Genomic DNA, 23,083 nt, shown 5'->3' on the forward strand with positions numbered 1-23,083 from the left:
CTTAGAAGCTGGACGAGCTCCCGGAGCCGGAAAAGCTGCCGCCGCTGCCGCCGTATCCTGTGGTGGAACCGCCCCTGGCGGAGCTGACGCTGCTGACGCCGGTGCTGAAACCACTGTTGAAAGTGGGGACCGAGAAGAAGTAATAAGAGGGATACACCGTGCCCAGGATGCTGGGCTCATAGCTGCGCCGTTGCTTCTTGCCGGTCCCCGCCTGGGCCTCCTCCATTTCCTTGCGCATGAGCTTGGCCTCGCGCTCGTTCCGGGCGAAGCCGGCGATCACCGTGTCCGCGTGGCTCTTGAGCAGCTCTGAGAGCTCGGTCCTGGCGTCGCGCAGCCGGTCCAGCGCGGTTTCTGGGGTGATGCTGCCGTCGGAAAGTTCCGCGGTCCAGCGTTCTATGTCCCGCTGGCTGCGGTCGCGGAAGGAACGGAGTGCGGCGGCAGTGGCGGAATCGCCCTCACCGTGGCTCTTGGCGAGCATGCCCTCGATCCCCGCCAGGTCGCTGCGGAAGGGGGCGAGCTGCCGGTCCCACGCCGTCGCCCAGATGGACCCGCGGTTCAGCAGTGCGTTCGTGTCGGCGATGACGTCATCCAGGGCATCGAGTTCGGCGGCTGCATCGGCGTACTGCCGGGCCAGCGACAGGCTGGAACGGCGCCCCAGCTGCCGCGGCGTCAGGGCATGCACCTGGTTCGAGAGCCCGGTGGCCGTGTTGTAGCGGCTCAGGAAGGTGCGGTGCTTCTCCAGCACGGTGCTGCCGTACCGCGACGACTCGGGGATGGTGCTGGCATTGAGTTCGGTCACCTGCAGATCCATGCTCACGTTGGCATAGTTCGCGTCGCCGCGGGCGATCTCTTTGCGGCTGCCCACTCGGGTCCGCCAGCGGACCAGCAACCAGGTGCCCGCACCGGCCACCGCGGCCCCCACAGCGCCCCAGGCCGTGACCAGGAAGGCGGTGGAGCGATACCACGGCTGGTTGATCAGCTCCGCGCCGCGCCGAATGCCCGCAATGGTCCCTTCCGTCCACTGGGCGTCGCGCAGCAGTTCCTTGGCGGCGTCCTGGATGTCAGCGCGCTGCTCGAGGGATACCTTCCGGTCCTCGCCCATGTACGTTCCGACGTGCCGGCCCACCGGATCCAGCGCAAAGATGAAGAGGCCGTCCGCCCATTTCTGCCCGTCCTTGCTGATCCAGTCCGGGTGCTCGGCGCGGGCGAAGCGCAGCACCTCCTCGTTGAGGTTGTCCGCCGCGCTGCCCTTGTACGTGTAGACGGCGACCTTGGTGGGCTCGTAGAACTCGATCTTCTGCACCGCAGGGATCAGCGTGTTGCGGTCCAGGACCCCCGCCCGGTCCTCCACGACGACGTCGGCCGGCGGGACGGCGAGCGCCGCCGGCGCGGCGCCCAGCAGGATGGCCAACGGGGCGATGAGCAGCAGCAGGGCGCCCGCCAGTTTCGGGCCAATGATTTTCCGCATGATCCCCATCGCCTGAGAGTAGTGTCTGCTGCCAGCGTCGTCGAGCCGCGGAGGCGCTGAAAGGGCCTAAAGACACCATGACGGGCCATCGCGGCCCCTCCATACTGACGGCATGAGCCAACCGCCGAACGGCCCCGAACGACCGGCCACAGCACGCAGCGACGGCCCGCGCGGCAAGGATCCGGTTCCGGGACCCGCCGCAGCCGAGGCACCGGTCCCGGAGCGGCACCGGCCCGACCGGGTGCTGCAGGGCATCGTTGCTGCGATCGCCGTGCTGGTGGTGGTCGCGCTGGCCGTGGTCTTTCTTCGCGGGGAGCCGCAGCCGCTGGATGAGTCGTCCCCGGCCGGAGTGGTGCAGCGCTACAGCAGGGCCGTCATCGACGCGGACACCGCCGCCGCGGACGCCTACCTCACCGACGCCGCCCGGTCCCGCTGCGCCAACTTCTACGGCAGTGCCCAGGCCAGCCGGGTGGTCCTGATCTCCACCTCGGAGCGGGGGGACACCGCCACGGTGAAGGTCTCGGTGGTGCACTCGGCGTCGGAGGGGCCGTTCGGCCCCTCCGAATACGCCGAGGAAGCCGTCATCGGCCTGGTGAAGGATGCCGGCAAGTGGATGATCAACGATCTGCCATACAGCCTCCAGACCTGCGCCGGCGGGGTGTTGAAAAAGTGAGCGCCACCAGGGTGCCCACCGGCCCAGCGGCGGGGTCGGCGCAGGCGAAGGTCCGCCGCCTGGTGGTCTTCGTGTTGCTCTTTGCCCTCGTGGTGATCGCCGCCAACGGGCTCAGCGGCCTGCTGGAACGGCTGCTGCGCTCCGGCCAGGTGCTGGCCGGAGAAGGGGTCGCGGGGCTGGCGTTGTCGCTGGCGTTCACGCTGATCGGCGGCCCGCTCGCCGCGCTGCTCTGGTGGTTCGTCTGGCGGCGGCTGGACGAGGAAGCGGAGCGGGCGGCCACGTCGTGGGGTCTTTACGTCGCCGCGGTTTACACGATTTCGCTGATCCTCTTTGTGACGTCCCTGCTGGCGATGGCGGCCTCGTTCATCGCCGACGCGAATCCGGAGTGGCGGTCGCCGCTCTCCGTCGGCCTGGTCTGGGCCTTAGTGTGGGTGTGGCACCGCTGGATGTGGCGGCATCGGGCGCGGAGCCCGCTCGAGCTTGCGAACGTGCCGGCCGTCATCGGCACGTATTTCGGGCTGGGCGTCGGAGTGGGCGCCGCGGTGACGGCCTTTGGCGGCCTGCTGGACGTCGCCATCCGCGGATCGATGGAGCTCACGTCGACCGTTGACCCGTGGTGGCAATCCACCCTGCAGGATCTGGTCTGGGCGGCCGGCGGGGGCCTGGTTTGGTGGTGGCACTGGGTCCGGGGTGGTGCGCGCCGGCTCCGGGGCGGGTTCGCCGATGTGGGGCTTGTCGTCGTCGGTGTGCTGGCGGCGGGCCTTCTCGCCCTGGGCGGGGCCGGGACCGTCCTTTTTGTCCTGCTGCGACTGGCGTTTGACCGGCAGGACGCCCTGATGGAATTGCTTGCGCCCCTCGGCGTCGCGATCGCGTCGGCCGCCGTCGGCTCGCTGGTCTGGCGCTATTACCGGACCATTGCGGTCAGCCGCGCCGAACGGACCCGTCAGGCAGGGGCGCTGGTGACCTCGGGTGTGGCCCTGGCGGCTGCCGCCACCGGCGTCGGCGTGATCGTGAACGCGGCCCTCTCCATCGCGGTGTCGCCGTTGGCCGGAGGCAACGCCCGCACCCTGCTGCTCGGCGGCATCAGTTCCCTCGCCGTGGGCGGCTGCGTCTGGTGGCTTGCGTGGCGGCCGGCGAGGCAGCACCGGCTTGAAGGCGCTGTCCCGCTCGGGCGGCGCGTCTATCTCATCGCGGTGTTTGGCCTCAGCGCCGTGGTGGCCCTGATTGCCCTCCTGGTGGTCGGTTACCGCGTCTTCGAATATTTTCTGGGCGACGTAACCGGCGGCAGCCTGGTGGACCGGATCCGCGCACCGCTGGGCCTGCTGGTGGCCACGGGCCTGGCCGCCGGCTACCACTTTGCCGTCTGGCGGCAGGACAGGTCCCGGCCGGCAGCCGCGGGGCTCGGCCGGAAACGGACGATTGGGCACGTGATCCTTGTGGCCGGCCCCGACCCGGAGCCGCTGCGCCGCGCCCTCGAGGAGCTCACGGGGGCCGCGGTTACTGTCTGGATCCGGGACGACATCGCCGTGCCCGTACCGGCGGCCGCCGTGCCTGCCGCCGGCGTGCCTGACGCCGGCGCGCCCGGCGTCGGCCTGTCCGAGGCCGGCGTGTCCGCGGGGGATCCCGGCGGCCGGCTGGCCGAGGCCCTCGCCGGGGTAAGCGCCAAGCGCGTGCTCGTGATCACGGGTCCCGGCGGCAGCGTGGACGTCATACCGCTGCGCGGCTGAGCCGGTTGCGGGCAGCCTGCGACACCGCCCGGCGGGTCTCTGGCCGGTCCTCCAGGGTTAGCAGTAGCCTGTCGATTAGCGGCCGCCCGGCCGTGGTTATCGACGAAGAAGTCGGGGTGCGACATGGCTGGAAAATTCGAAGTGTACAAGGACAAGTCCGGTGGGTTCCGGTTCCGGCTCAAGGCTGCCAACGGCGAGGTAGTGGCGTCTTCGCAGAGCTACAAGTCCAAGGCCAGCGCCATGGGCGGAGTCGAATCCGTCAAGAAGAACGCCGGGGCCGACGTCGTTGACCTCACCGAAGAGCCCGCAGGCAGCATCACCGGGGTAGCCGGCTAGGCCAGGACCCGCCGGCCCGGATCACGGAAGTCCGAATTCCCTGCGGTAGGAACGGACGGCGTTGTGCACCGTGGGAAAAAAGTGGTCCGGGCCGAACCGGCTGCTGACGCCGAAGCGGATGAGCCGGTCCTTGATCGGCCCCTTCATCTCGGCGAACACCAGGCTGATGCCTTTCCGGGCGAGTTCGTCGTCGAGTTCCACGAGGTCATCCAGGGCAGTCGTGTCGAGGTCCGTGATGGCCTCCGACGCCACCACCACCCACCGTACGGGTCCGGGGGCCTGCGCCACGAGCGTGCGGATGTGCTCGGCGAACACCGCGCCGTTGGCGAAAAACAGCGGGGCGTCGAAGCGGGCAATCACCAGCCCCGGCACCCGGTGGCCTTCCGGGTGCCGGCTGAGGTCGTGGTAGCCGGGCAGGTCCTCAACACTGGCCAGCTCCGTGCGGTAAGGGTCCCAGGCGCGCAGGACGAAAGCGATCAGGGACAGGCCGATTGCGACCAGGATGCCCTCGAGGACACCCACGAAGGCGACGCCGAGGAACGTCGTGACGAGCAGCGCCGTTTCGGTCCGGCTCATCCTGATCAGCCGCACGAGGGTCTTGACGTCAACGATCGAGGCCGCCGCAAGGATCACGACGGCGGCCAGGGTGCTGGAGGGCAGGAACGCCGTGATCCCGGGCGCGGAGATCATGAACAGCACCACAAGGGCTGCCGCGATGACGCCGCTGAGCGGACTGCGCGCCCCGGCCTCAAGCGCGATCGGGGTGCGGGACGCGCTGCCGGAAACCGGAAAACCGCCGAACAGTCCGCAGGCCGCATTGGCGAAGCCGAGTGCGCCCATTTCCTGGTTCCCATTCACGCGGGTGCCGCGCCGGCGCGCGAGGCTCGTCGAGAGCACTGAGGTGTCCGCGAAGGCGATCAGTGCGATGCCGGCCGCGGGCCCCAGCAGGGCAAGGACTTCCTCCGGCCGGACGCTGCCAAGCGCGGGCACCGAAGGCTCTGCCGGGAGGGCGCCAACCACCGGAACGGCCCCGCCCAGCCCGGCCGCGGCGGTGACAGCCATGGAAGCCAGCACCGCCAGCAGCACACCGGGGACTTTCCACGGTAGCCCCCGGCAGCCGAGGATGACCGCGATGGTGCCGGCGCCGAACAACAGTGCCAGCGGATTAGCGGCGCCCTGGAGCAGTGCCCGCCCCGTACCGCCAAGGCTGCCGGCGAGTGAACCGGCGTCGGCCGGGATGCCGAACAGCTTGGGCAGCTGGCTGGCGATTACGACGAGCGCTATGCCGTTCAGGTAGCCCACGCGGATGGGCTTGGACAGCAGGCCGGTGACAAAACCGAGTTTGAGGAACCGGCCAACGATCAGCATCGCCCCTATCAGCAGCGAAAGCACCCCGGCCAGGGCCACGGCGTGGCCGGACGCCCCGCCCGCCAGTGGGAGGATCGCCGCGGCGATCATCGGTGCGAGGGAGGAGTCCGGCCCGACGATCAACACCCGCGAGGGGCCGAACACGGCGTACGCGAGCAGGGGAACCACCGAGGCGTAGAGACCGGTGACGGCGGGCAGGCCGGAGGCCTCGGCGTAGGCCATGCCGGCCGGGATCAATGCCGCGCTCAGGGCCGCGCCCGAAGCCAGGTCGGACTTCAGCCAGGAGCGCCGGTAGCCGAGGACAATCTTGAGGCCGGGCGGCACACTTCCGATCCAGCGGCGCACGGCGGCCGGCTCAGTTCCAGGCCGGTGACGAGCGGGCGCGCTTCATGCTCGATTCTACGTCGGCCGGCCGGCCGGCCGGACCCCCACCTAAACGCAGCTTGGCTGGTAGGCGGGGTCGGCCGGCTGACCGGCCGGGCGCCCGAGCGCGTTGGAGACGAGCCGCTGAACGACCGGATCGTTGGGCGTCTGGTCGTGCTCAATCACATCCGCCGGGCACTTGTCCTGGATGGTGATGTTGGTGACCTGCTGCGCTGACCCGGCCAGGAACTGGCTCTGATACGGCGTCACCACCTCATCGTGCGTCGTTGAGATGACCGTGTATGCCGGCCCCGCCACGGTATCCCCGATCGAGTTCAGCTTGGCCAGGAACGGCGAGCCCGCCTGCTGGTCAGCGCAGGCCTGGCAGTTGGAGCCGCCCAGGGAGGTAGCGGGCGGCACGGAGTCCGGTGCCGGAGCTATCAGCCCCTGGGTGCCGTGGTTGGACGGGGCGATGCCGACCAGATGGTTGACCTTTTCCGCGCCGTCCAGGAATCCCATGTAGTAACGAGGCATCATGCCGCCCTGGCTGTGTCCCACCAGGTCGGCCTTCTTCGCCCCGGTCGAGGCCAGTACGGCGTCGACAAACGGGGCAAGCTGCGCCGCGGAGTCGGCGATCGGGCCGGTGGCGTCGATGCCGTTGGTCGAACCGTAGTTGAGCGCGTAGACGCAGTAGCCCTCACTCTTGAGGGCCGGCGCCATGGTCGCCCAGTTCTTTGCCATGCTTTCGAAGGTGCCGGGTACCAGAATCACCGGGTAGGGATGCGCCGTCGTGGGCTTGCACGACCAGTCGTTTGCACCGGGAGGGGAGACGTCGACGGTGTCGGCGTTAGCCGCGGGTGCAGCCGCCAGGGATCCGCAGAGGAGGGCGATTGCACCCACCGCGGCGGACATGGCCTTGGCGCGCTTGGTTCGGGCAGATGTGCTGGGCTGGGACACGGAAGTACCTCTTCGATTGGGCCCCTCGGCACTGAGGGGTCTGTGTAGATGGAGGTGAGTTAGGGACCGCCCCCCTTGTGATCCGGCTCACGTCCACCCCTTCACGCTAGATAGCTTTTCCCGACGTGCGGACTTTTCTGCACGTTTGTGCAGGGGTTTCTCGCCGCATGAGGCTACTTCCCGGTAACAGGACAGCGCGGCTGCACATATGCGCCTCTCCGGCCTTGGCCCAGTGCCGCTGGCTGCTACTGCTCTTGCCGTCTCCGGCTTCAGTCTCCGGCTTTCAAAGGTTGGGCGAAGGTCTTGGCCGCCTGCGATCCGGCCAGGCTGCTGGCGGCTATGGTCACCAAGGCACCGAGGAGCAGGGCGGCGTCCTCGCCGGGCAGCAGCACGTTCAGCTGCGTGCCGATGCTGGCAGCTGCCACCGGCACCCCCAGCTGGGCCGCCGATAGAACGCCCAGCGGAAGGGGAAGTCCGACCGCTCTCAGGCCGGCATGGAGCAGCACAGTCCCGATCCCGAGGGAGAGTCCCAGGACGACCATGTCCGGGTGGCCGCCGAGATCGCGCAGATTCAGGGACGCGCCCAGCCAGACAAAGAAGATCGGGCCGAGAAATCCGTCGCTGACGGCGAAAAGCTGGCGGGCCAGGCGCCTCGGTTCGCCGACGGCGGCCACCACCAGACCGAACGAGAAGCCTGCCAGCATCACGGAGACGTGGCCGAAGTTGGCCACTCCGGCCAGCGCGAAAAGCAGGGTCAGCTGGATTCGCAGCTCCAGGGCAAATTTGCGCTCCTCGGAGAGCCGGTGCATGCGCTGCCGGGTGCCGCTCCGCTCCAGGGCGCGCAACGCGAAGAAGAGCGCCATGGCCGCGACCCCCACCGCGAGCGCCCCCAGCGCGGCGCGGCCGGCGTTCGGCGGATCCACGGCCAGTGGCAGCGCGACGATGCAGGCGATGTCGGCAATCGCAACCTGGGCCGTCATTGCCACCACCTTCGGTCCGCCCAGGCGCAGGGAGTCGACGATCGGGAGGACCAGTGCGGCTGACGATGACGCCAGGAGCACCACATAGAGCGGAGCATGGCCGGTACCGAAGGCCAGGCCCATGCCGGTTCCGATGACCACGGCCGCGCCGGCAGCCACCGCGGCCCTGCCCGATCCCTTTCCCAAGGCGGAGCGGATCTGTGGGTCCCTGACGGGCACATGCGTTCCGGCCACGAACATCATCAGCGCAAAGCCGATGTTTGCCAGCAGACTGAAGGTGGGATCACCCGGATCGACCAGCGAGAGCCCCGTCCGGCCGATCACGACGCCGGCCAGCAGCTCGCCCAGGACCACCGGCAGGCGCCAGCGGACCGGCAGTGCGAGCACGGGCCCGGCGAGGGCGACGACGGCGATCAGCGCCAGGGACAGGAACGTCACCGTGGACGCAACCCGGCGGGCGGCGCTGACGGCGCAAGCGCCCCCGGCACCTGTGCGGCGGGCGCCTGTGCCGCCGGTTCAGGCAGCCAGATGACGGAAGCCGCCGCGGCCCTCATTCTGGGGTGTTTCACCATGGAATGAGACTAGTCCGTCGGGGGTCCGGCGCCCCCGAATGAGACGCCCGCGCCCCGGCGTCAGCGCCCGGCGGCGGGAAGGACGATCTTCATGACGGTTCCTTCGGCCCCGGTGCGGGCCACCTCAACCGTGCCGCCGGCGGCCATGGCAATCTCACGGACCAGGGACAAACCGATACCGAAGCTGCGCTGGCTTCGGGCACCGTCGGCGTTGGGGGTCCTGACGAAGCGCTCGAAGATCCGGTCCTGCTCGACGCCGCTGATCCCGGTCCCCGTGTCTGCGACGGTAATGACGGCCCGGTCCTGCTCCGCACCCGTTGAAATGGTGATGCGCCCGCCGGGCGGCGTGTGGGCGAGGGCGTTGTCCGCGAGCGCCAGCACCGCGCGTCGCAGGGCGTTCTGCTCAATCCTGGCCTGTGGCCGGCCGAGAGCGGCGAAGTCCAGGCGCACCCCGTTCGCCGACGCCAGTTGCTGGAGGCTCTCAGCGACTGAAGCGGCGACGTCGGCCAGTTCGACGGGCTCCGCGCCGGGATCGGGTGCCGCGGCCGTAGCGGCCAGCAGCAGTTCGTTGACGATTCCGGTCAGCGTGGCCGCGTCCTCGCGGATCCGGGCCAGGTTCCGGCCCGGCTGGGAGTCCGGCGCGGCATCGCGCTGCGCGAGCTGGATCCTAGTGTCCAGGATGGCCAGCGGCGTGCGCAGTTCGTGGCTGGCGTCCTGGACGAAGCGGCGCTGCAGGGCCAGCGCCTCGCCCAGCGGGCGGATGGCGCTGCGGGCACTGAGCCAGCCCACGAGGCCGGCGAGTGCGATTCCGGCCACCCCGGCGATGATCATCGCCTCCAGCAGGTCCCTGGAATCCAGGTAGGCGTAAGTCCCGGCAGCCGCGGCGGGCGGCAACTCCGGATGGGCCAGTTTGTTCATGAGATATACGGCGGCGACGGCGAGGAGGCAGACCACCATCACCGCGCAGGCGGCGCTGATCCGCACCGCCACCTTGAGCGAGGCACTGCGAAGGGTGGACTGGTCCGGCGTTCCCCCCGGCACGGTTTCCTTGGTCATTGGCTTCCTAGTCATTGGCGTCGCCGATCTGGTAGCCGACGCCGTGGACGGTGCGGATGACGGTCTTGGCGATCTTCCGGCGCAGGTGGTGGACGTAGGTGTCGATCACGCCGGGCTGGTCGGTGGCGTGGAAGAAGCCTGCGAGCAGTTCGTCACGGGTGAAGACCCTGCCGGGCTCGGCTGCGAGTGCCCCGAGCACCTCGGCCTCCTTCGCGGTGAGGGACACCTGGCCTCCGTACACAGAGCGGACCGAGCGCGACGCCGGATCGAGTTCCCAGTCGCCGATGCTCACCGGGCCGGCGGGCCGGGCGAAGGTGCGCGTCAGCGCGCGCAGCCGTGCCGCCAGTTCGCCGGCGTCGAACGGCTTGGTGACGTAATCGTTGGCGCCGGCGTCGAGCCCCCGGACCTTTTCGTCCGGGTCGCCCAGCGCCGTCAGAATCAGGATCGGTGCGGCTATGCCCTTGGACCGCAAGGCAGCGATCACGCTGATCCCGTCCATCACGGGCAGTCCCCGGTCGATGACCATGACGTCCCAGGGCTCCGTCAGCCCCAGATGCAGGCCGTCCTGGCCGTTGGCGACCAGCCGGACCCGGTAGTCCGGTTCCAGCAGCTCGGCGATCATCGGGCCCAGGGCGGGGTCATCCTCGACGAGCAGCAGGGACGGCCGGTCAGCGGTGGTCATGGAGCCTATTCTTCCGTGGCGGTCTTCCCGGCCAGCACGCCCCCGGCCGTGTCGTGTCCAGTTCCGTCTACACCGGCTGCTTCGTCCGGAGCGGCCGCAGCAGCGGCGCGGCGGTTGCTCCGCCGGCGCCTGAGGAACTGGATCACCCAGGGCACCACCGAGACGAGGACCATGACAACGGCGATGACGTCGATGTTCTTGGCGATGATCTCGTAGTGTCCCAGCCAGGTGCCCAGCAAAGTCACGGACGTGGCCCACGCGAGGGCTCCGACGATGTTCCAGAGGGTGAAGGACTTGTACCCATAGCGGCCGATGCCTGCGGTGAGCGGCGCGAAGGTCCTGACCATCGGCACGAAGCGGGCAAGCACGACGGCGGCGCCCCCGTGGCGGCGGAAGAAGTCCTCCGTGGTGGTCAGGTGGGCCGTCTTCAGCACCCTGGCGTCATCCTTGAACCATCTCCGGCCAAAGCTGCGTCCCAGCATGTAGCCAACCTGGTCACCGGCGATGGCGGCCCCGGTCACGACGCCGATCAGCGCCGGCAACGTCAGGTGCAGCTGCTGATGCAGCAGCCCCGCCGTGAAGAGCAGGGAATCGCCGGGCAGGAACGGGAACAGGACCCCGGACTCAACGAACACCATGGCGGCAATGACGCCCAGCGCGGCCGGTCCGAGCCCCGCGAGCAGGCTGGCCGGGTCCAGCAGGGAGGGGGTTCCGGCCGCGGCGGCCAGGGCAGGGGCCAGTCCCGAAGACAGGATGCTGTGCACGGTCACGTCCTTAGGGTCGGTGTGAAGGGAGGAATGGGGCGGCCGGCAGGCGCTCCACGATCCGGGGCGCGAACCGGTTCCACAGTCCGGTGAGCAGGACCACCGCGGCACTCGCGGCCAGGAAGCTGGCCGCGACGTCGGTGGGGTAGTGGACGCCGACATAGAGCCTCGACCAGGCCACGACCAGCGCCATGGCCGCACCCGCGACGGCGGCGGCCTTGGACCAGCGGGTTCCGCGGGCCAGGAAATACAGGGCGAAGGCGAGCGCGACGGCGAAGGAGACGTGGCCCGAGGGGAAGCTGTTGGAGCCCGTCTCCGGCGCCAGCGGGTCGAAGAGCAGCTTCGGATCCGGCCGTTGCCGGGCGATGAGGAGCTTGAAGGCTTCGCTGGCCACCCAGCCGGAGCAGGCGACCAAGCCAAAGGCCACGGCCTTGACCAGGTCACGGCGGACCAGCCAGAGGTAAACGGAGACGACGCCGACCAGCATGAGCCCTACCAGCGGACCGAACAACACGTTGATGCCCATCGCGACGGCGGTCAGCGCCGCGCCGTGGTGCCGGCTGAGACCCTGGTCCACGCCCAGCTCGGCGGAGGTGTCGCCGGGCACCAGCTGCACCGCCAGGCCCAGCGCGATGACGGCCGCGCACAGCAGCGCGCCCACCACCAGCCAGTGCCTGGCCTGGGGGAGGGTCCAAAAACCTGGTCCGGCAGCGGCCCGATTGTCGGGCAGGCGGGACGGTGCAGTGCGGTCGTCAGTGGCGGGCCCAGTCATGGAATCCTTCGGCTCGAGTCGGCGGCGCGCGGTCACGCGTCCTGATCAACTCTTCCGCGGGGCTCTTAAGAAACGCTTAAGAACTGGCCGCGGGTGTCCTAGGACCCGGCGTTGTAGACGTCCAGGCCGAAGCGGTTCAGGCCCGGTGTCCCGGCGTAGCCCAGGTAGGGCAGCCCGAAGGTGTCTTCGATGCTGGCGAGCAGGCTGTAGTGGTTGTACGGCGTGGTGGACCAGGTGCCGCCCTTGGTGAACGGCGAGAGGACCAGGGCACCGACCCGGCCTCCGCCCATGCCGGTGATGCCCGGCAGCGGCGCATTCGGCCCGGGGCCTTCGCCGCAGCAGGCGCTGGCGTCGCTCTGCGGCCCGTCGGACTCGTCGAAGGTGATGACCAGGACCCCGTCCTGCTTGAACGCGGGGGAGGAGGTGATGGCCGGAACCCATTGCTTGAGCCACTCGTCGGCGCTGGCGAGGCCGCCCGGCTGCCCGTCCACGCACGGGGAATCGTGTCCGTCGTGGCAGAGGTTGGGAGTGATCATGGACAGGTTCGGGGTGGTGGCGGCGGAGGCGAGGTCCGTCTTCAGGGCGGCCAGGTCGACGTCGTTCTTGGCGCAGTCGGGCGAGCCGGTGATCCCGGCGAAGTATACGAACGGGTTGTGGCGCGCCGCGTACTGGTCGCCGACCTTGGCTTTCTGGGTGTCATCGACGGCGCCGAGCGCCGGGTGCCGGCACGGGGTGCCCATGTCCTCCATGTACCCCTTCCAGGTCTTCCCGGCGGCCGTCAGCTGGCCGGCGACGGTGGGGACGCTGGCCGGGAAGACGCAGCCGTCCCCGACGGCCTGGCCCGGGCTGGCCGTTCCGCTGCCGGCAAAGGGGGTGTAGCTCTGGCAGTCGGCTTGCATCTGGGGGTTCGGTCCCTGCCCCGAAATCTGCGCCACGTAGTTGGGCTGCGAGTTGTGCGCGGTTCCGAAGTACTGGTTCAGCAGGACTCCCTGGCTGCGCAGCGTCTGGGAGAGATACGGTGCTGCCGACGCCGGGCCCCAGGTCTTGTCATAGCCCTTGTTTTCAAGGTTGATGACGAAGACGTGCTGGGCCCCGGGCAGGTAGCCCTGGCCGGCGGTGGTGCCGGCCGGGGCAGCGTTGGCCGGCGTGGCCGCCGTGCCGGCCTGGGGGCCGTAGCTGAGCGCCGCGGCGGCCAGTACGAGCAGCGCGGCGGCGGCGAAGCGCTTGAGCGTGCGGCGGCTACGCGGCCGGGGTGCGGAGGTCGGTGCGGATGCGGTAGGGGTGGTGGGGTTCACGGGAGCTTCCATCCGTCGGCGAGTGCTTTCTCTTTCAGTCCGGACCATTCCTCGGCCGGCGGCGGGCCGACGGGGGTGCAGGCCGGTCCGGCTACGAAGGGCGGGACAAGGTATTTGGGCGCGGCCAGGTTTGCCGGTGTGGCGAAGTCCAGGACTTCGGCGATGTTGCGGGCGGCCCTGTCCCGCGGCGTCAGTGGCGGGAGGTTCCAGCGCCATTCGATGGCCTTGAGGACCGAGGTGTGGTCGTAGACGTCGTGGGCGACGTAGCGGCGTCGTGCGCGGGGAGAGACCACCAGGGAGGGGACCCGGAAGCCGCGCAGGGCCGTGGCGGCACTGGTGTCCGGGGCCGTCGTCGGTGCGACGTGGTCGTAGAAGCCGCCCCATTCGTCGTAGTTGACCACCAGCAGGGTGTTGGCCCAGCCGGGACCGGAGGTGACCGCGTTGTAAACCTCGGCCAGGAACGTTTCGCCGGAGCGGATGTCCGCGTGCGGGTGGTCATCGCCCGAGGTGCCGGAGCCCTCGTCGGTGAACCGCGGGTCCACGAAGGACACCGCGGGCAGGGTCCCGGCGGAGCAGTCCGTAAGGAACTCGGAGTAATGGTGCGAGATGCCCTGGTATTTGGCCCCCCAGAGCGCGGTGAAGGGGATGTCGCCGTAGTAGTACTTGCCGGATACGCCTGCGGCGGCGAGCCGGTCCCAGATGGTCGGCAGGGTGCTGGTGACCGTGGAGTTATGGACCCGGTCGGTGGCTGCGGCGTGCTGGTAGAACCGGTTGGGGTAGGTCTCTGCCATGGTCGCGGCGAAGTACTGGTCGCAGACCGTCCAGTCGGGGCCGGCCTGCCGCCAGAAGTCCAGGTCGGCGGCGTCGTAGTATCCGACGGCGAACTCGTCGTTCTCCCCGGCCTGGAGCCAGCCGTTGTTCTTCCCGTTGTTGAACTGGATCCGGCCGCCCTCGTAGGAGTGGTCAGGGTCCGGGTGGCCGCAGCCCTGGAAGTCTGTCAGGTGGTGGGTGGAGTGCGGGATGCCGTAGCGGTCGGTGAAGCTCAGCCCGGACTGTTTCCCGTCGGCCCCCGGCATCCAGCCGAGGAAGTGGTCGAAGGAGCGGTTCTCCATCATCACCACGATGATGTGGTCGATGCCGGAGGCACCGGGTGCAGGCAGCGTCGCCGCGGCTGCGGCCCGGGAAGCGTTGCCGGTGGCCAGGGCCGTGGCGGTGCTGGCGGCCAGGGCCGTGCCGGCGGCGGTCATGAAGTTACGTCGTGTTAAGTTCACGCCCAGAAGTAGATCACGGAAAGGTTACGGCCCCGGCCCGTTTCGGGGCTGGTTCACGAACTGTTCACCGTGTGTTGGCGGTCCGGTACCGCCGCGGAAATCCGGGCAGGACCCCGGACTTCCGCCGGGCAACGGTCAGGCTGGCGCGGTGCCGCCTGGCATCCCGGGCGCGTTCTGGCCGTACTCGGCCGAGATCAGGATGGGCAGGTGGTCGGAGGCGCCGCGCGGCAGCGTTTCGACGTTCTCGATCATGAGGCCCTGGGACGTGGCGAAGTCGAAGTGGCCCTTGAAGACCTTGTACCGGGTGTACGTCCGCCGGTCGCTGAGGGAGAGCTCGTAGCCGGCGTCCTTCATCTGTTCCGTGAGGTACTTGGTGAAGAACGGGTAGTTGAAGTCGCCCACCATGAGTGTCATCAGCCCGCCGCCCATGCTGAGCAGTTCCGCGTGCGCGGCGTGGATCTGGTTCCGGCGCAGCGAGTTCGACGCCGTCAGGGGCGCCGCGTGGAAGGATGCGATGACGAGGTCGTGGTCCGTCTCGTTGTCGACCACCCGGGTGCCGATGAGCCGCTCGTGCGCGGGTGCCAGCACCCGATCATGCATCGACTTCTTCAGTGCGAACGTCTTGGTCTCGTACGCGGTGAAACGGTCCTTGCGGTAGTAGATGGCCAGGCCCAGCCGGTTGCCTCTCGTGGCATCCGCGAGGTGAAGGTCGCCGATGGTTTCGGGCAGGTCTTCGGTGTCGCACTCCTGGAGGCAGAGCGCATCGATCTCATAGCCGCTGGCCAAAGCCTCCAGTTCGCCGCTGGCCTTGTGTTTGCGGAGGTTGTAGCTGATAACTCGGATCAGGGGGAGCACCTCTTCGCGCAATAGTCGGGGTAAACCTGCTCCCGAGTCTACCCAGTCCGGCGGATCGGACGGGACCAGACTGGCCGGGTGACTGCCCGGGCCGCTCCGTGGAACCGCCGCCGCAATGGCGCGCTGAAGCGGTGGTGGCCCGAGGCGATAAGGTGGTTGGGATTCTCTGATTGTTGCTGCGAAAGGGTCGACGTTGACTGCTGAACTACCCGTGCTGGCCGAGGGCGATTTCTACTACGAGGTGCTGGGGGACGGGCGTTTCCGCTCCACCATCCACGCCCAGGGCGCGTGGAACGTGCACGAACAGCACATGGCGCCGGCGTCCGGCATCATGGCCGATTGCCTGGCCCGGCACGAACCGCGGGACGACATGCGGATGGCGCGGATCAGCTACGAGATCCTGGGCCTCATCCCCGGCGGCGAATTTGAGGTCACCACCACCACGCTGCGCCCGGGCCGGACCATTGAACTGCTGCAGGCCGAACTCGTGGCCGGCGGCCGCGTGGCGATCCGGGCGACGGCGTGGCGCATGATCACCTCCGACACCTCGGCCATTGCCGCCTTCGAAGACCCGAGGATCCCGGCACCGGACGACTGTGAGCCCTATGACGCCGCAACGGTCTGGCCGGGCGGGTACATCGCCTCGCTCAAGATGCGCATCGCCGAGGGCCACCGCGCCGGCTCCGGGACCGTCTGGCTGCACACCGACCACCCGCTCACGGACCGGGCGGACAGCAGCGACCTGGCCCGTCTGATCGGCCTTGTGGACACAGCCAACGGGATTGCCGCCCGGGTTCCGCCGGGCAAGGGCAGTTATGCCTTTCCCAACTTGGACCTGCAGATCCACATGTACCGGCGCCCGGAGGGGGAGTGGCTGGGTCTGGACAACGAGGTGTCCTTCGGCACGGACGGCATCGGCCTGACCTCCACGGTGCTGCACGATCTGCAGGGCCCCTTCGGGCGGGCCGAGCAGATCCTGACGCTGCGCAAAAGCTAGTCGAGTGCCCCGGCAGGAAAACTGTCCGGTCAGTGGAAGACGAGCCAGCCGACGGTTGTGGCCAGGCCAGTCAGGAACGCGCCCCAAAGGATGTCCGCCACGACGATCGCCAGCGGCCAGTTCTTCAGCGTCGCGGCGTTGGTGAGGTCGTAAGTGGCGTAGGCGAACCCGCCGAGGGCGGCGCCGTATCCCAGCGCGGTCAGCCAGCTGCCGCCGTCGAGGGCCGGGCGGAGGGCGAAGAAGACGATCCCGGCAATGTAGAGCACGTAGAACACCACGGCGTACCCTAGATGGGGTTTGTCGGCCATCAGGTGGCCCAGGTGCCGGCGGTAGAACTTGTTCATCGACTTGAGCCAGACGGCGTCGATGACGGCGAACGCGGCGGCTACCACTAGGAATTGCAGAATGACCATAAGGGAGCATAACAACATGCAGCAGGCCGCGGCCGGACCCCGGAGCCTGACGGCGTTCCGGCAGGAGCACTCCCTCGGCGCCGCGGAGGATCTGGACCTCGCCTTGGAGCTGCTGCAGCGGGTGAAGACCGGCGCGGTGGGACCCATGCTGCGGCTTTACCGGCCCGCGCCCACCGTGGCCTTCGGTCAGCGTGACACGCACCTGCCGGGCTTCGACGCCGCGGCGCGGGCCTGCCGCGAGCTCGGGTTCGAGCCGTTGGTCCGGAAGGCAGGCGGACGGGCTGCGGCGTACCACGGGGGAACGCTGGTGATCGACCATCTCGAGCCGGACGCCGATGCGATCGCGGGCGCGAAGGGACGCTTTTCCTTCTTCGGCGAACTGCTGGCGCAGGCACTGCGCGACGCCGGGGTGGAGGCCGCCGTCGGGGAGATCCCCGGCGAATACTGCCCCGGCGAGTTCAGCGTGCACGGCCAGGACCCGCTGGCTCCTGAGCGCCGGCTCAAACTCATTGGCACCGCCCAGCGCGTGGTCTCCGGCGGCTGGCTGTTCAGCTCGGTGATCATCGTGGAGAACTCAGCGCCGATCAAGGCCGTGCTCGAGGCCAGCTACGCGGCCCTGGGCCTGGACTGGGACCCGGCGACGGCGGGGGCGGTCAACGATCTTGTCCCGCACCTGGGCGTGGACGCTATCGAGGCCGCCGTGCTGGGCGCGTACGGCCGCTACGCCACCCTGGCCTACGGCGACTTCGACAGCCTGCTGGATTAGCCTGGGGCGCGCGCCGCGAGGAGTTGCTCGCGCAGGATGTCGGCGTGCCCGCAGTGCTGGGCGAGTTCCCGGAGCATGTGCAGATACACCCACCGCAGCGGGAGCGGCCCGCGCCGGTTTCCGGTGACCAGGTCGTCCAGCCCCAGCGGCCGGGTCCTTTCGCGCGACCCAGCGCAGGCCAGCCGGTACGCGGCCTGGACGCTTGCGATGGTGTCGCCGTCGTCCAGGATGAAGGACTCGTCCGGGGTGGCTGGTATGCCGATCTCCTGGCGGCTACGGCGCGTGATGGCTTCGTCGAACCAGACCTTTTCCACGAACGTGGCGTGCTTGACCAGCCCCAGCAGCGTGGTGCGCGAGGGGACCAGGGAGGCCCGGGCCTCGTGCTCGCTCATCCCATCCAGGCAGTCGTGCAGTGAGGTCCGGTGCTCGTCCAGGAAGGCGTCGAACTGCGCCCGAAGGTCGGCCGCGAAGATGCCGGGATCCATGCTGGGGAATGTGCTCATGGGTCCACAGCCTAATACCCTGCCGCCGGGCGCCCGCAGGCCTGCCCTTACCGCATCCACCCCCACCATGGGCTGGCCCCGTCCGCGACTTCGGACGGGGCCAGCCCATGACGGAACACCGGGACGTCAGTGCCCCCGCGCGATCCAATCCTCAAGTTGCGGCGCTTCGGCGCCCACACTGGTCGAGTCCCCATGGCCGGTGCGGACCACCGTGTCCGCGGGAAGCGTCAGCAACCTGGACTTGATCGACTCGACAATGGTGGGGAAGTCGCTGAAGGACCGGCCGGTGGCGCCCGGGCCGCCCTGGAAGAGCGTGTCGCCGGTGAAGACCGTGCCCTCGGCGGCCAGGTAGAAGCTCACGGAGCCGGGCGAGTGGCCCGGGGTGTGGAGCGCCACCAGCCGCGCGCCGTCGACGTCGAAGGTGTCGCCGTCGTCGATGCCGTGATCCGGCTCGGTTCCCGGGAAGACCCGGTCCCAGAGCATCCAATCGTTCCGGTTGAGGTAGACCGGCGCGTTGACCAGGCCGCGGAACTCGCCCACCGCGGCGATGTGGTCGTCGTGGCCGTGGGTGAGCAGGATGGCTGTGACTTTCCGGCCGGCGACGGCGGCCGCGATGGCGGCGGCGTCGTGGGCCGGATCGATCACCACGCACTCCTGGTCATTACCGACGAGCCAGACGTTGTTGTCCACGTCCCAGGTGCCGCCGTCGAGCGAAAACGTGCCCGAGGTGACCAGCCGCTCGATCCTCAGTCCGGTTCCGGAACCGGCGCTCACAGTTCCACCACCGAGCGGAGGACGGCCCCGGAGTGCATCTTCTCGAAGGCGTCTTCGATCTGGTCGATGGTGATCCGCTCCGTGACGAAGGCGTCCAGGTCCAGCCGGCCTTGCTGGTACAGGTCGATAAGCATGGGGAAGTCGCGGGACGGCAGGCAGTCGCCGTACCAGGAGGACTTCAGCGAGCCGCCCCGGCCGAACACGTCCAGCAGCGGCAGTTCCAGGGTCATGTCCGGGCTGGGGACACCCACGAGGACCACGGTGCCGGCGAGGTCGCGGGCATAGAAGGCCTGCTTGTACGTCTCGGGCCGTCCCACGGCGTCGATCACGACGTCGGCGCCGAAACCGCCGGTCAGTTCGCGGATCGCCTCCACCGGGTCGACGGCGGAAGAGTCCACCGTGTGGGTGGCGCCGAGTTCCTTGGCACGTTCGAGCTTTTTGGCGTCGATGTCCACCGCGATGACGGTGGTGGCGCCGGCGAGCGCGGCACCGGCGACGGCCGCCACGCCCACGCCGCCGCAGCCGATCACGGCGACGGAATCACCGCGCTGGACGTTGCCGGTGTTGATCGCGGCGCCGAGGCCCGCCATGACGCCGCAGCCGAGCAGGCCGATCGCGGCGGGGTCGGCGTCGGGGTCCACCTTGGTGCACTGGCCGGCGGCGACGAGGGTCTTCTCGGCGAAGGCGCCGATGCCGAGCGCGGCGGTGAGCTCGGTGCCGTCCGCCAGCGTCATCTTCTGCGTCGCGTTGTGCGTGTTGAAGCAGTACTGCGGCTCGCCGCGGCGGCACGCCCGGCACTCGCCGCAGACGGCTCGCCAGTTCAGCACCACCCGGTCGCCGGGGGCCACCTCGGTGACGTCGGGGCCGACGGCGCTAACCACGCCGGTGGCCTCATGGCCGAGCAGGAACGGGAAGTCGTCGTTAATGGCGCCCTGCTTGTAGTGCAGGTCGGTGTGGCAGACGCCGCAGGTGAGGATGTCCACCAGGGCCTCGCCGGGTCCGGGGTCAGGGACCAGGATGGTCTCCAGGGTGACGGGTGCGTTCTTAGAACGGACTACTGCGCCTTTGACTTCGTGGACCATGGGGTTGGCTCCTTTCATCACCGCTTCCGTGGCGGGAAGCGGCACGGCGCGGGCCCCTGGGGTGAGCCGGGAGTCCGCGCCGTAAGTGGTTTGGGGGGTGTCCTGAAAAGGTGGCGTTAGGCCGCGAGGCGGCTCTTGACCTCGGCCGCGGAGGGGTTGGTGGCGGCGGTGCCGTCCGGGAAGAGCACGGTGGGGACCGTGCGGTTGCCTCCGTTGAGCTGCTCCACGAGTTCGGCGGTGCCTTCGACTTCCTCGATGTTGATCTCGGTGTATCCGATGCCCTGCGCGTCCAGCTGCTTCTTCAGCCGGTTGCAGTAGCCGCACCAGGTGGTCGAAAACATGGTGATGGTGCCGGAATCGGGGGTGAAGTCCACGAAGTTCTCCTCAAGGCAGGTTGACGGCACTGGTTGGCGATGATGAGTGGCATCGCCGTTGCCGACAAAAGTCGTATGTCACTCCCAATAACGGTAACCCGGGGCCCGCTATTCCCTGCTCTATTCCCGCTGGGCGGCCCGCGGTGGCATGCTGGTGCCATGTGTGGACGCTACGTGATGGCCCGGGCCGTCGGGGACCTGCTGGCAGAATTCGACGCCGAACTCGAGGAAGAGGTGGTGATTCCGCCGTCCTGGAACGTCGCGCCGACCGCGGACGTGCCAATCCTGCTTGAGCGGCTGGTGGACGGTGAACCCGTGCGGCAGCTCCACATTGCCCGCTGGGGACTGGTGCCGTCCTGGGCCAAGGACCCCGGCATCGGCTCGAAGATGATCAACGCCCGCAGCGAGAGCGTGCTGGAGAAGCCGGCCTTCCGCAAGGCCACCCGCACCCGCCGCTGCGCCGTTCCGGCCGACGGCTATTACGAGTGGAAGGGCGAGGGCCGCGGCAAGCAGCCGTACTACGTGCACCCAAAGGACGGCAGCCCGGTGGTCTTCGCAGGCCTCTATGAATGGTGGAAGGACCCGTCAAAGACCGAGGGGGACCCGGGGCGCTGGCTGCTCTCGACGTCGATCCTCACCACCGATTCTCCGCCGGAGGGCTACGCGGACGGCATGCTGGCGGAACTGACGGCCCTGCACGACCGCGTCCCGCTGCCGATGGACCGCAGGACCATGGAGACCTGGCTGGATCCGCAGGCGGAAGACGCCGCCGCGCTGGTCGGGCTGGTCCGCGCCGGCGCGCACGACGTCGCCGAGGGCTGGAGGATCGACGCCGTCGGCACCGCCGTCGGGAACGTCAAGAATGACTCCCCGGAGCTGATCGAGCCGGTCGGCAGCCTGTTTTAGCGGACGGGCCGGCAGGCTTGGCTCCGTTCCCGGCCATTTTTGGCTCTGCAGGGCCGAGACAAAGGTACATTTGACTCGATTAGAATCTGGTTCTGCCATGGGGGGCAATGGTGACAATTTTGGGTCGTGAGTCGGCTACCGCGGTCTTTCGAATAAGGCGAAAAGCGAGTGGGCTGCGGTGGATCATCCTAAGCACCGTACTCGCTGTGATGGGCCTTCTCGGCGTATGGATTACCATCCCGGAATGGATCAACGTGCTCCTGGCGGCAATCTCATTTGCCTTGTTGTACATGGAGGTGCGCGCCCACCGTCGCTCCGTTGCCTCGACGGTGTTTGAACCGCGCATTAGCGATTCCTTCGAAAGTTTCGTGCCGACGACTAGCAGCCACGGTCGGTTCACCTATCGCAAGTTCCCGCACGGATCCTTCCTCTCGGACAACCTGGTGAGCTCGGCCATACAGGACGGACTGGAGGCGCGACTGGAACCCAAACCGTTCACGATGCCCCCGTCCCTGAGCGCCCTCGGCCAACGCTTTCTCGACGAAAAGATCAAGGTTAGGCATGTCTTTGACGGGCCTATCCTTGGTTGGAACTCGAACGTTGGGGTAGGGCCGGCTGCGTCTGAGCTGCCTCGCTGGATAGATTTTCAGCCCGCAACCTACTTTCAGCACATCGCAACGGACCAGCTTGCGCTCCACGACGTAAGCCAGGCCGGTCGTTTCACCGAAGACCACGGACGAAGGCTTTTCATTACCCGACGCGGGGCGCTCAGGGACTTCCACGACTCATGGCTTGTAAACGTGGTTGGGACCTCAGTCATGGCATTCACGAGCGATGGCAAGCTGCTCATAGTGGATCAAGGAATTCATAACCTAAACAGCGGCGGTCAGTTGGCTCCGAGTGGCTCGGGTGCGCTGGAGCCCAAGGATTTTCAGGGCCGCGCTTCGCTTCCCTTGGCGGAACTGGCGGCCAACGGGGCCAACCGTGAGTTGCAGGAAGAAGCTGGAGTTCTGGCCAGTGAGATCCAAGAGAGCTACTTCCTAGGCTTCGGACGCTGGCTTGAAAAGGCGGCGCGTCCCGAACTCATGACATTGAGTTTGCTCTCCGTGGACTCGCACGTTCTTGAACAGCGGATGACGGGGAAACTCGAGAGACCGTTCGTTCGCGGACGGACATTCACCAGGCTTGTGGGTGAACCGAGCGAATGGGGATCGTCGCCGGAAACAATGCTCGAGCTCCAGTACCGGGGAAGGCTCTCCCTGCCGCTTTCAGTGGGGCTTTCCCTTTTGAAAGAATTCGTCGCAGCGGGCGGCACGTCTGCAGAAGTGTTTTCGAGCCAGGTCATCGGCGGCGACTAGACCGTGACCTTGCCGCCGGCGTCGACCGTCCAAGTGGGGTTGAAGGCGACCTCCCAGCGGAAACCGTCCGGGTCCGCGAAGTAGCCCGTATAGCCGCCCCAAGGCTGGGTCTTCGGCGCGGCCACGACGACGGCGCCGGCGGCCTCCGCCTGGCGCATCGCCTGGTCCACCTCGTCAGCGCTGCCCACGTTGTGGCTCAGGGTGATGCAGGGGATGCCGGCCGGGGGATCGGTGGCGGCCTCGGCCTGCATCTGCCCGGCGTCCCAGAGCGAAAGGATAAGCCCGTGGTTGACCTGCAGGAAGAGCACCTCGCCGGAAACCTCCCGGTGGACCGGCCACCCGAGGCCCTCCACGTAGAAGCGGCGCGAGGCGTCAACGCTGCGGACACCCAATGAGATGAAGTCGACTCGTGGTTGCATCGTTCGATACTGTCATGCACATGTCCACACATCACCGTGACGCCAAAGACGCCCAGGCCGATAAGGAACAACTCGCCGCCGTGCGGGTGGCGGTCGACGAGGTGGACGAGCAAATCGTCGCGCTGATCGGCCGGCGCGAACGGCTCATCCGGATTGCCGGCACCCTGAAGGCGGACAGTGCCGAGGTGCGGGCGCCCGGCCGCGTGGAGCGGGTCCTAGAACATGTCAAGGCGACGGCTGAGCAGAAGGACATCGACACCGAGATCGTCGAACAGACCTACCGGGCCATGATCGATGCCTTTATCCGGCTTGAGCTGGACGTCTACAAAGCCTCCAGCTAGGGCTGGTCGAC

At 68.4% G+C, this 23,083-nt stretch carries 25 protein-coding genes; 8 read left to right on the top strand and 17 right to left on the bottom strand.

Annotated elements, in window-relative coordinates; translation table 11 throughout:
• Position 1: 1 nt before the first annotated feature.
• A complete protein-coding gene (locus AB4Y91_RS06595; RefSeq protein WP_441417655.1) occupies positions 2 to 1,477 on the bottom strand; it encodes a DUF5129 domain-containing protein in 1,476 nt (491 codons plus the stop codon).
• Between the two features lie 103 nt (positions 1,478 to 1,580).
• Here AB4Y91_RS06595 and AB4Y91_RS06600 point away from each other — a divergent pair, with 103 nt between their 5' ends.
• The 3 genes from AB4Y91_RS06600 (at position 1,581) to AB4Y91_RS06610 (ending at position 4,204) form a co-directional block, all read left to right on the top strand.
• Positions 1,581 to 2,141 (top strand): hypothetical protein, encoded by a 561-nt coding sequence (locus AB4Y91_RS06600; RefSeq protein ID WP_441417656.1) that lies wholly within the window; start codon positions 1,581 to 1,583, stop codon positions 2,139 to 2,141.
• Entirely contained in the window at positions 2,138 to 3,868 is a 1,731-nt protein-coding gene (locus AB4Y91_RS06605) for a DUF5671 domain-containing protein (protein WP_441417657.1), read from the top strand. Before AB4Y91_RS06600 ends, AB4Y91_RS06605 begins: the two co-directional genes overlap by 4 nt.
• A gap of 123 nt (positions 3,869 to 3,991) precedes the next feature.
• On the top strand, positions 3,992 to 4,204 hold the full coding sequence (locus AB4Y91_RS06610) for a YegP family protein (protein WP_441417658.1): 213 nt from the start codon (positions 3,992 to 3,994) through the stop codon (positions 4,202 to 4,204).
• Positions 4,205 to 4,225: 21 nt separating this feature from the next.
• Here AB4Y91_RS06610 and AB4Y91_RS06615 read toward each other — a convergent pair whose 3' ends face one another.
• From AB4Y91_RS06615 to AB4Y91_RS06660, 10 genes are all read right to left on the bottom strand, one after another.
• Complete coding sequence (locus AB4Y91_RS06615; protein WP_441417659.1) at positions 4,226 to 5,896, bottom strand: SulP family inorganic anion transporter; 1,671 nt, start codon at positions 5,894 to 5,896, stop codon at positions 4,226 to 4,228.
• A gap of 108 nt (positions 5,897 to 6,004) precedes the next feature.
• Entirely contained in the window at positions 6,005 to 6,847 is an 843-nt protein-coding gene (locus AB4Y91_RS06620) for an esterase/lipase family protein (protein WP_441417874.1), read from the bottom strand.
• A gap of 314 nt (positions 6,848 to 7,161) precedes the next feature.
• Complete coding sequence (locus AB4Y91_RS06625; RefSeq protein WP_441417660.1) at positions 7,162 to 8,310, bottom strand: cation:proton antiporter; 1,149 nt, start codon at positions 8,308 to 8,310, stop codon at positions 7,162 to 7,164.
• A 194-nt stretch (positions 8,311 to 8,504) separates the two neighbouring features.
• On the bottom strand, positions 8,505 to 9,500 hold the full coding sequence (locus AB4Y91_RS06630) for a sensor histidine kinase (protein ID WP_441417661.1): 996 nt from the start codon (positions 9,498 to 9,500) through the stop codon (positions 8,505 to 8,507).
• 7 nt (positions 9,501 to 9,507) lie between these two features.
• Positions 9,508 to 10,182, bottom strand: coding sequence for a response regulator transcription factor (locus AB4Y91_RS06635; RefSeq protein ID WP_441417662.1), 675 nt, complete (start codon positions 10,180 to 10,182; stop codon positions 9,508 to 9,510).
• Between the two features lie 5 nt (positions 10,183 to 10,187).
• Positions 10,188 to 10,952 (bottom strand): DedA family protein, encoded by a 765-nt coding sequence (locus AB4Y91_RS06640; protein ID WP_441417663.1) that lies wholly within the window; start codon positions 10,950 to 10,952, stop codon positions 10,188 to 10,190.
• Positions 10,953 to 10,956: 4 nt separating this feature from the next.
• Entirely contained in the window at positions 10,957 to 11,718 is a 762-nt protein-coding gene (locus AB4Y91_RS06645) for a phosphatase PAP2 family protein (protein WP_441417664.1), read from the bottom strand.
• Positions 11,719 to 11,816: 98 nt separating this feature from the next.
• Positions 11,817 to 13,013, bottom strand: coding sequence for an alkaline phosphatase family protein (locus tag AB4Y91_RS06650; RefSeq protein ID WP_441417665.1), 1,197 nt, complete (start codon positions 13,011 to 13,013; stop codon positions 11,817 to 11,819).
• Positions 13,010 to 14,284: an alkaline phosphatase family protein gene (locus AB4Y91_RS06655; RefSeq protein WP_441417666.1), complete on the bottom strand. Its 1,275-nt coding sequence runs from the start codon at positions 14,282 to 14,284 to the stop codon at positions 13,010 to 13,012. Before AB4Y91_RS06655 ends, AB4Y91_RS06650 begins: the two co-directional genes overlap by 4 nt.
• Before the next feature lie 135 nt (positions 14,285 to 14,419).
• A complete protein-coding gene (locus AB4Y91_RS06660; RefSeq protein ID WP_441417875.1) occupies positions 14,420 to 15,127 on the bottom strand; it encodes an endonuclease/exonuclease/phosphatase family protein in 708 nt (235 codons plus the stop codon).
• 205 nt (positions 15,128 to 15,332) lie between these two features.
• On the opposite strand from AB4Y91_RS06660, the gene AB4Y91_RS06665 reads away from it, so the two are divergent.
• Positions 15,333 to 16,136, top strand: coding sequence for a thioesterase family protein (locus AB4Y91_RS06665; RefSeq protein ID WP_441417667.1), 804 nt, complete (start codon positions 15,333 to 15,335; stop codon positions 16,134 to 16,136).
• Positions 16,137 to 16,165: 29 nt separating this feature from the next.
• Here the strand turns inward: AB4Y91_RS06665 and AB4Y91_RS06670 are convergent, their stop codons facing one another.
• A complete protein-coding gene (locus AB4Y91_RS06670) occupies positions 16,166 to 16,549 on the bottom strand; it encodes a DUF2177 family protein (RefSeq protein WP_175320988.1) in 384 nt (127 codons plus the stop codon).
• A 16-nt stretch (positions 16,550 to 16,565) separates the two neighbouring features.
• Here AB4Y91_RS06670 and AB4Y91_RS06675 point away from each other — a divergent pair, with 16 nt between their 5' ends.
• Entirely contained in the window at positions 16,566 to 17,315 is a 750-nt protein-coding gene (locus AB4Y91_RS06675) for a lipoate--protein ligase family protein (protein WP_441417876.1), read from the top strand.
• Here the strand turns inward: AB4Y91_RS06675 and AB4Y91_RS06680 are convergent.
• The 4 genes from AB4Y91_RS06680 to AB4Y91_RS06695 form a co-directional block, all read right to left on the bottom strand.
• A complete protein-coding gene (locus AB4Y91_RS06680) occupies positions 17,312 to 17,818 on the bottom strand; it encodes a DinB family protein (RefSeq protein ID WP_441417668.1) in 507 nt (168 codons plus the stop codon). The genes AB4Y91_RS06675 and AB4Y91_RS06680 overlap by 4 nt on opposite strands.
• 126 nt (positions 17,819 to 17,944) lie before the next feature.
• A complete protein-coding gene (locus tag AB4Y91_RS06685) occupies positions 17,945 to 18,592 on the bottom strand; it encodes an MBL fold metallo-hydrolase (protein WP_441417669.1) in 648 nt (215 codons plus the stop codon).
• The gene (locus AB4Y91_RS06690; protein WP_441417670.1) at positions 18,589 to 19,674 is read right to left on the bottom strand and encodes an S-(hydroxymethyl)mycothiol dehydrogenase; all 1,086 of its coding nucleotides are present in this window, start codon (positions 19,672 to 19,674) and stop codon (positions 18,589 to 18,591) included. The genes AB4Y91_RS06685 and AB4Y91_RS06690 overlap by 4 nt, the downstream gene beginning before the upstream one ends.
• A gap of 116 nt (positions 19,675 to 19,790) precedes the next feature.
• Positions 19,791 to 20,048: a mycoredoxin gene (locus tag AB4Y91_RS06695; RefSeq protein WP_056739948.1), complete on the bottom strand. Its 258-nt coding sequence runs from the start codon at positions 20,046 to 20,048 to the stop codon at positions 19,791 to 19,793.
• A gap of 159 nt (positions 20,049 to 20,207) precedes the next feature.
• On the opposite strand from AB4Y91_RS06695, the gene AB4Y91_RS06700 reads away from it, so the two are divergent.
• Together AB4Y91_RS06700 and AB4Y91_RS06705 are read left to right on the top strand one after the other, a co-directional pair.
• A complete protein-coding gene (locus AB4Y91_RS06700) occupies positions 20,208 to 20,954 on the top strand; it encodes an SOS response-associated peptidase (protein ID WP_441417671.1) in 747 nt (248 codons plus the stop codon).
• Between the two features lie 206 nt (positions 20,955 to 21,160).
• The gene (locus AB4Y91_RS06705) at positions 21,161 to 22,312 is read left to right on the top strand and encodes a hypothetical protein (RefSeq protein ID WP_441417672.1); all 1,152 of its coding nucleotides are present in this window, start codon (positions 21,161 to 21,163) and stop codon (positions 22,310 to 22,312) included.
• Here AB4Y91_RS06705 and AB4Y91_RS06710 read toward each other — a convergent pair.
• Positions 22,309 to 22,731: a VOC family protein gene (locus tag AB4Y91_RS06710; RefSeq protein WP_441417673.1), complete on the bottom strand. Its 423-nt coding sequence runs from the start codon at positions 22,729 to 22,731 to the stop codon at positions 22,309 to 22,311. The two genes, AB4Y91_RS06705 and AB4Y91_RS06710, sit on opposite strands and share 4 nt — an antisense overlap.
• Positions 22,732 to 22,745: 14 nt before the next feature.
• Here AB4Y91_RS06710 and AB4Y91_RS06715 point away from each other — a divergent pair, with 14 nt between their 5' ends.
• Positions 22,746 to 23,072: a chorismate mutase gene (locus AB4Y91_RS06715; RefSeq protein ID WP_441417877.1), complete on the top strand. Its 327-nt coding sequence runs from the start codon at positions 22,746 to 22,748 to the stop codon at positions 23,070 to 23,072.
• The last annotated feature ends 11 nt before the right edge of the window (positions 23,073 to 23,083 follow it).

This window comes from Arthrobacter sp. YAF16, assembly GCF_052113385.1.
Lineage (GTDB): Bacteria > Actinomycetota > Actinomycetes > Actinomycetales > Micrococcaceae > Arthrobacter.

What these genes read in the sequence shown, in the direction of transcription:
- AB4Y91_RS06715 (WP_441417877.1), top strand. Translation starts at nt 22,746, where the DNA reads ATGCACATGTCCACACATCACCGTGACGCCAAAGACGCCCAGGCCGAT.
- AB4Y91_RS06600 (WP_441417656.1), top strand. Translation starts at nt 1,581, where the DNA reads ATGAGCCAACCGCCGAACGGCCCCGAACGACCGGCCACAGCACGCAGC.
- AB4Y91_RS06595 (WP_441417655.1), bottom strand. Translation starts at nt 1,477, where the DNA reads ATGGGGATCATGCGGAAAATCATTGGCCCGAAACTGGCGGGCGCCCTG.
- AB4Y91_RS06675 (WP_441417876.1), top strand. Translation starts at nt 16,566, where the DNA reads ATGCAGCAGGCCGCGGCCGGACCCCGGAGCCTGACGGCGTTCCGGCAG.
- AB4Y91_RS06635 (WP_441417662.1), bottom strand. Translation starts at nt 10,182, where the DNA reads ATGACCACCGCTGACCGGCCGTCCCTGCTGCTCGTCGAGGATGACCCC.
- AB4Y91_RS06630 (WP_441417661.1), bottom strand. Translation starts at nt 9,500, where the DNA reads ATGACCAAGGAAACCGTGCCGGGGGGAACGCCGGACCAGTCCACCCTT.
- AB4Y91_RS06710 (WP_441417673.1), bottom strand. Translation starts at nt 22,731, where the DNA reads ATGCAACCACGAGTCGACTTCATCTCATTGGGTGTCCGCAGCGTTGAC.
- AB4Y91_RS06620 (WP_441417874.1), bottom strand. Translation starts at nt 6,847, where the DNA reads ATGTCCGCCGCGGTGGGTGCAATCGCCCTCCTCTGCGGATCCCTGGCG.
- AB4Y91_RS06670 (WP_175320988.1), bottom strand. Translation starts at nt 16,549, where the DNA reads ATGGTCATTCTGCAATTCCTAGTGGTAGCCGCCGCGTTCGCCGTCATC.
- AB4Y91_RS06700 (WP_441417671.1), top strand. Translation starts at nt 20,208, where the DNA reads ATGTGTGGACGCTACGTGATGGCCCGGGCCGTCGGGGACCTGCTGGCA.
- AB4Y91_RS06610 (WP_441417658.1), top strand. Translation starts at nt 3,992, where the DNA reads ATGGCTGGAAAATTCGAAGTGTACAAGGACAAGTCCGGTGGGTTCCGG.
- AB4Y91_RS06690 (WP_441417670.1), bottom strand. Translation starts at nt 19,674, where the DNA reads ATGGTCCACGAAGTCAAAGGCGCAGTAGTCCGTTCTAAGAACGCACCC.
- AB4Y91_RS06680 (WP_441417668.1), bottom strand. Translation starts at nt 17,818, where the DNA reads ATGAGCACATTCCCCAGCATGGATCCCGGCATCTTCGCGGCCGACCTT.
- AB4Y91_RS06645 (WP_441417664.1), bottom strand. Translation starts at nt 11,718, where the DNA reads ATGACTGGGCCCGCCACTGACGACCGCACTGCACCGTCCCGCCTGCCC.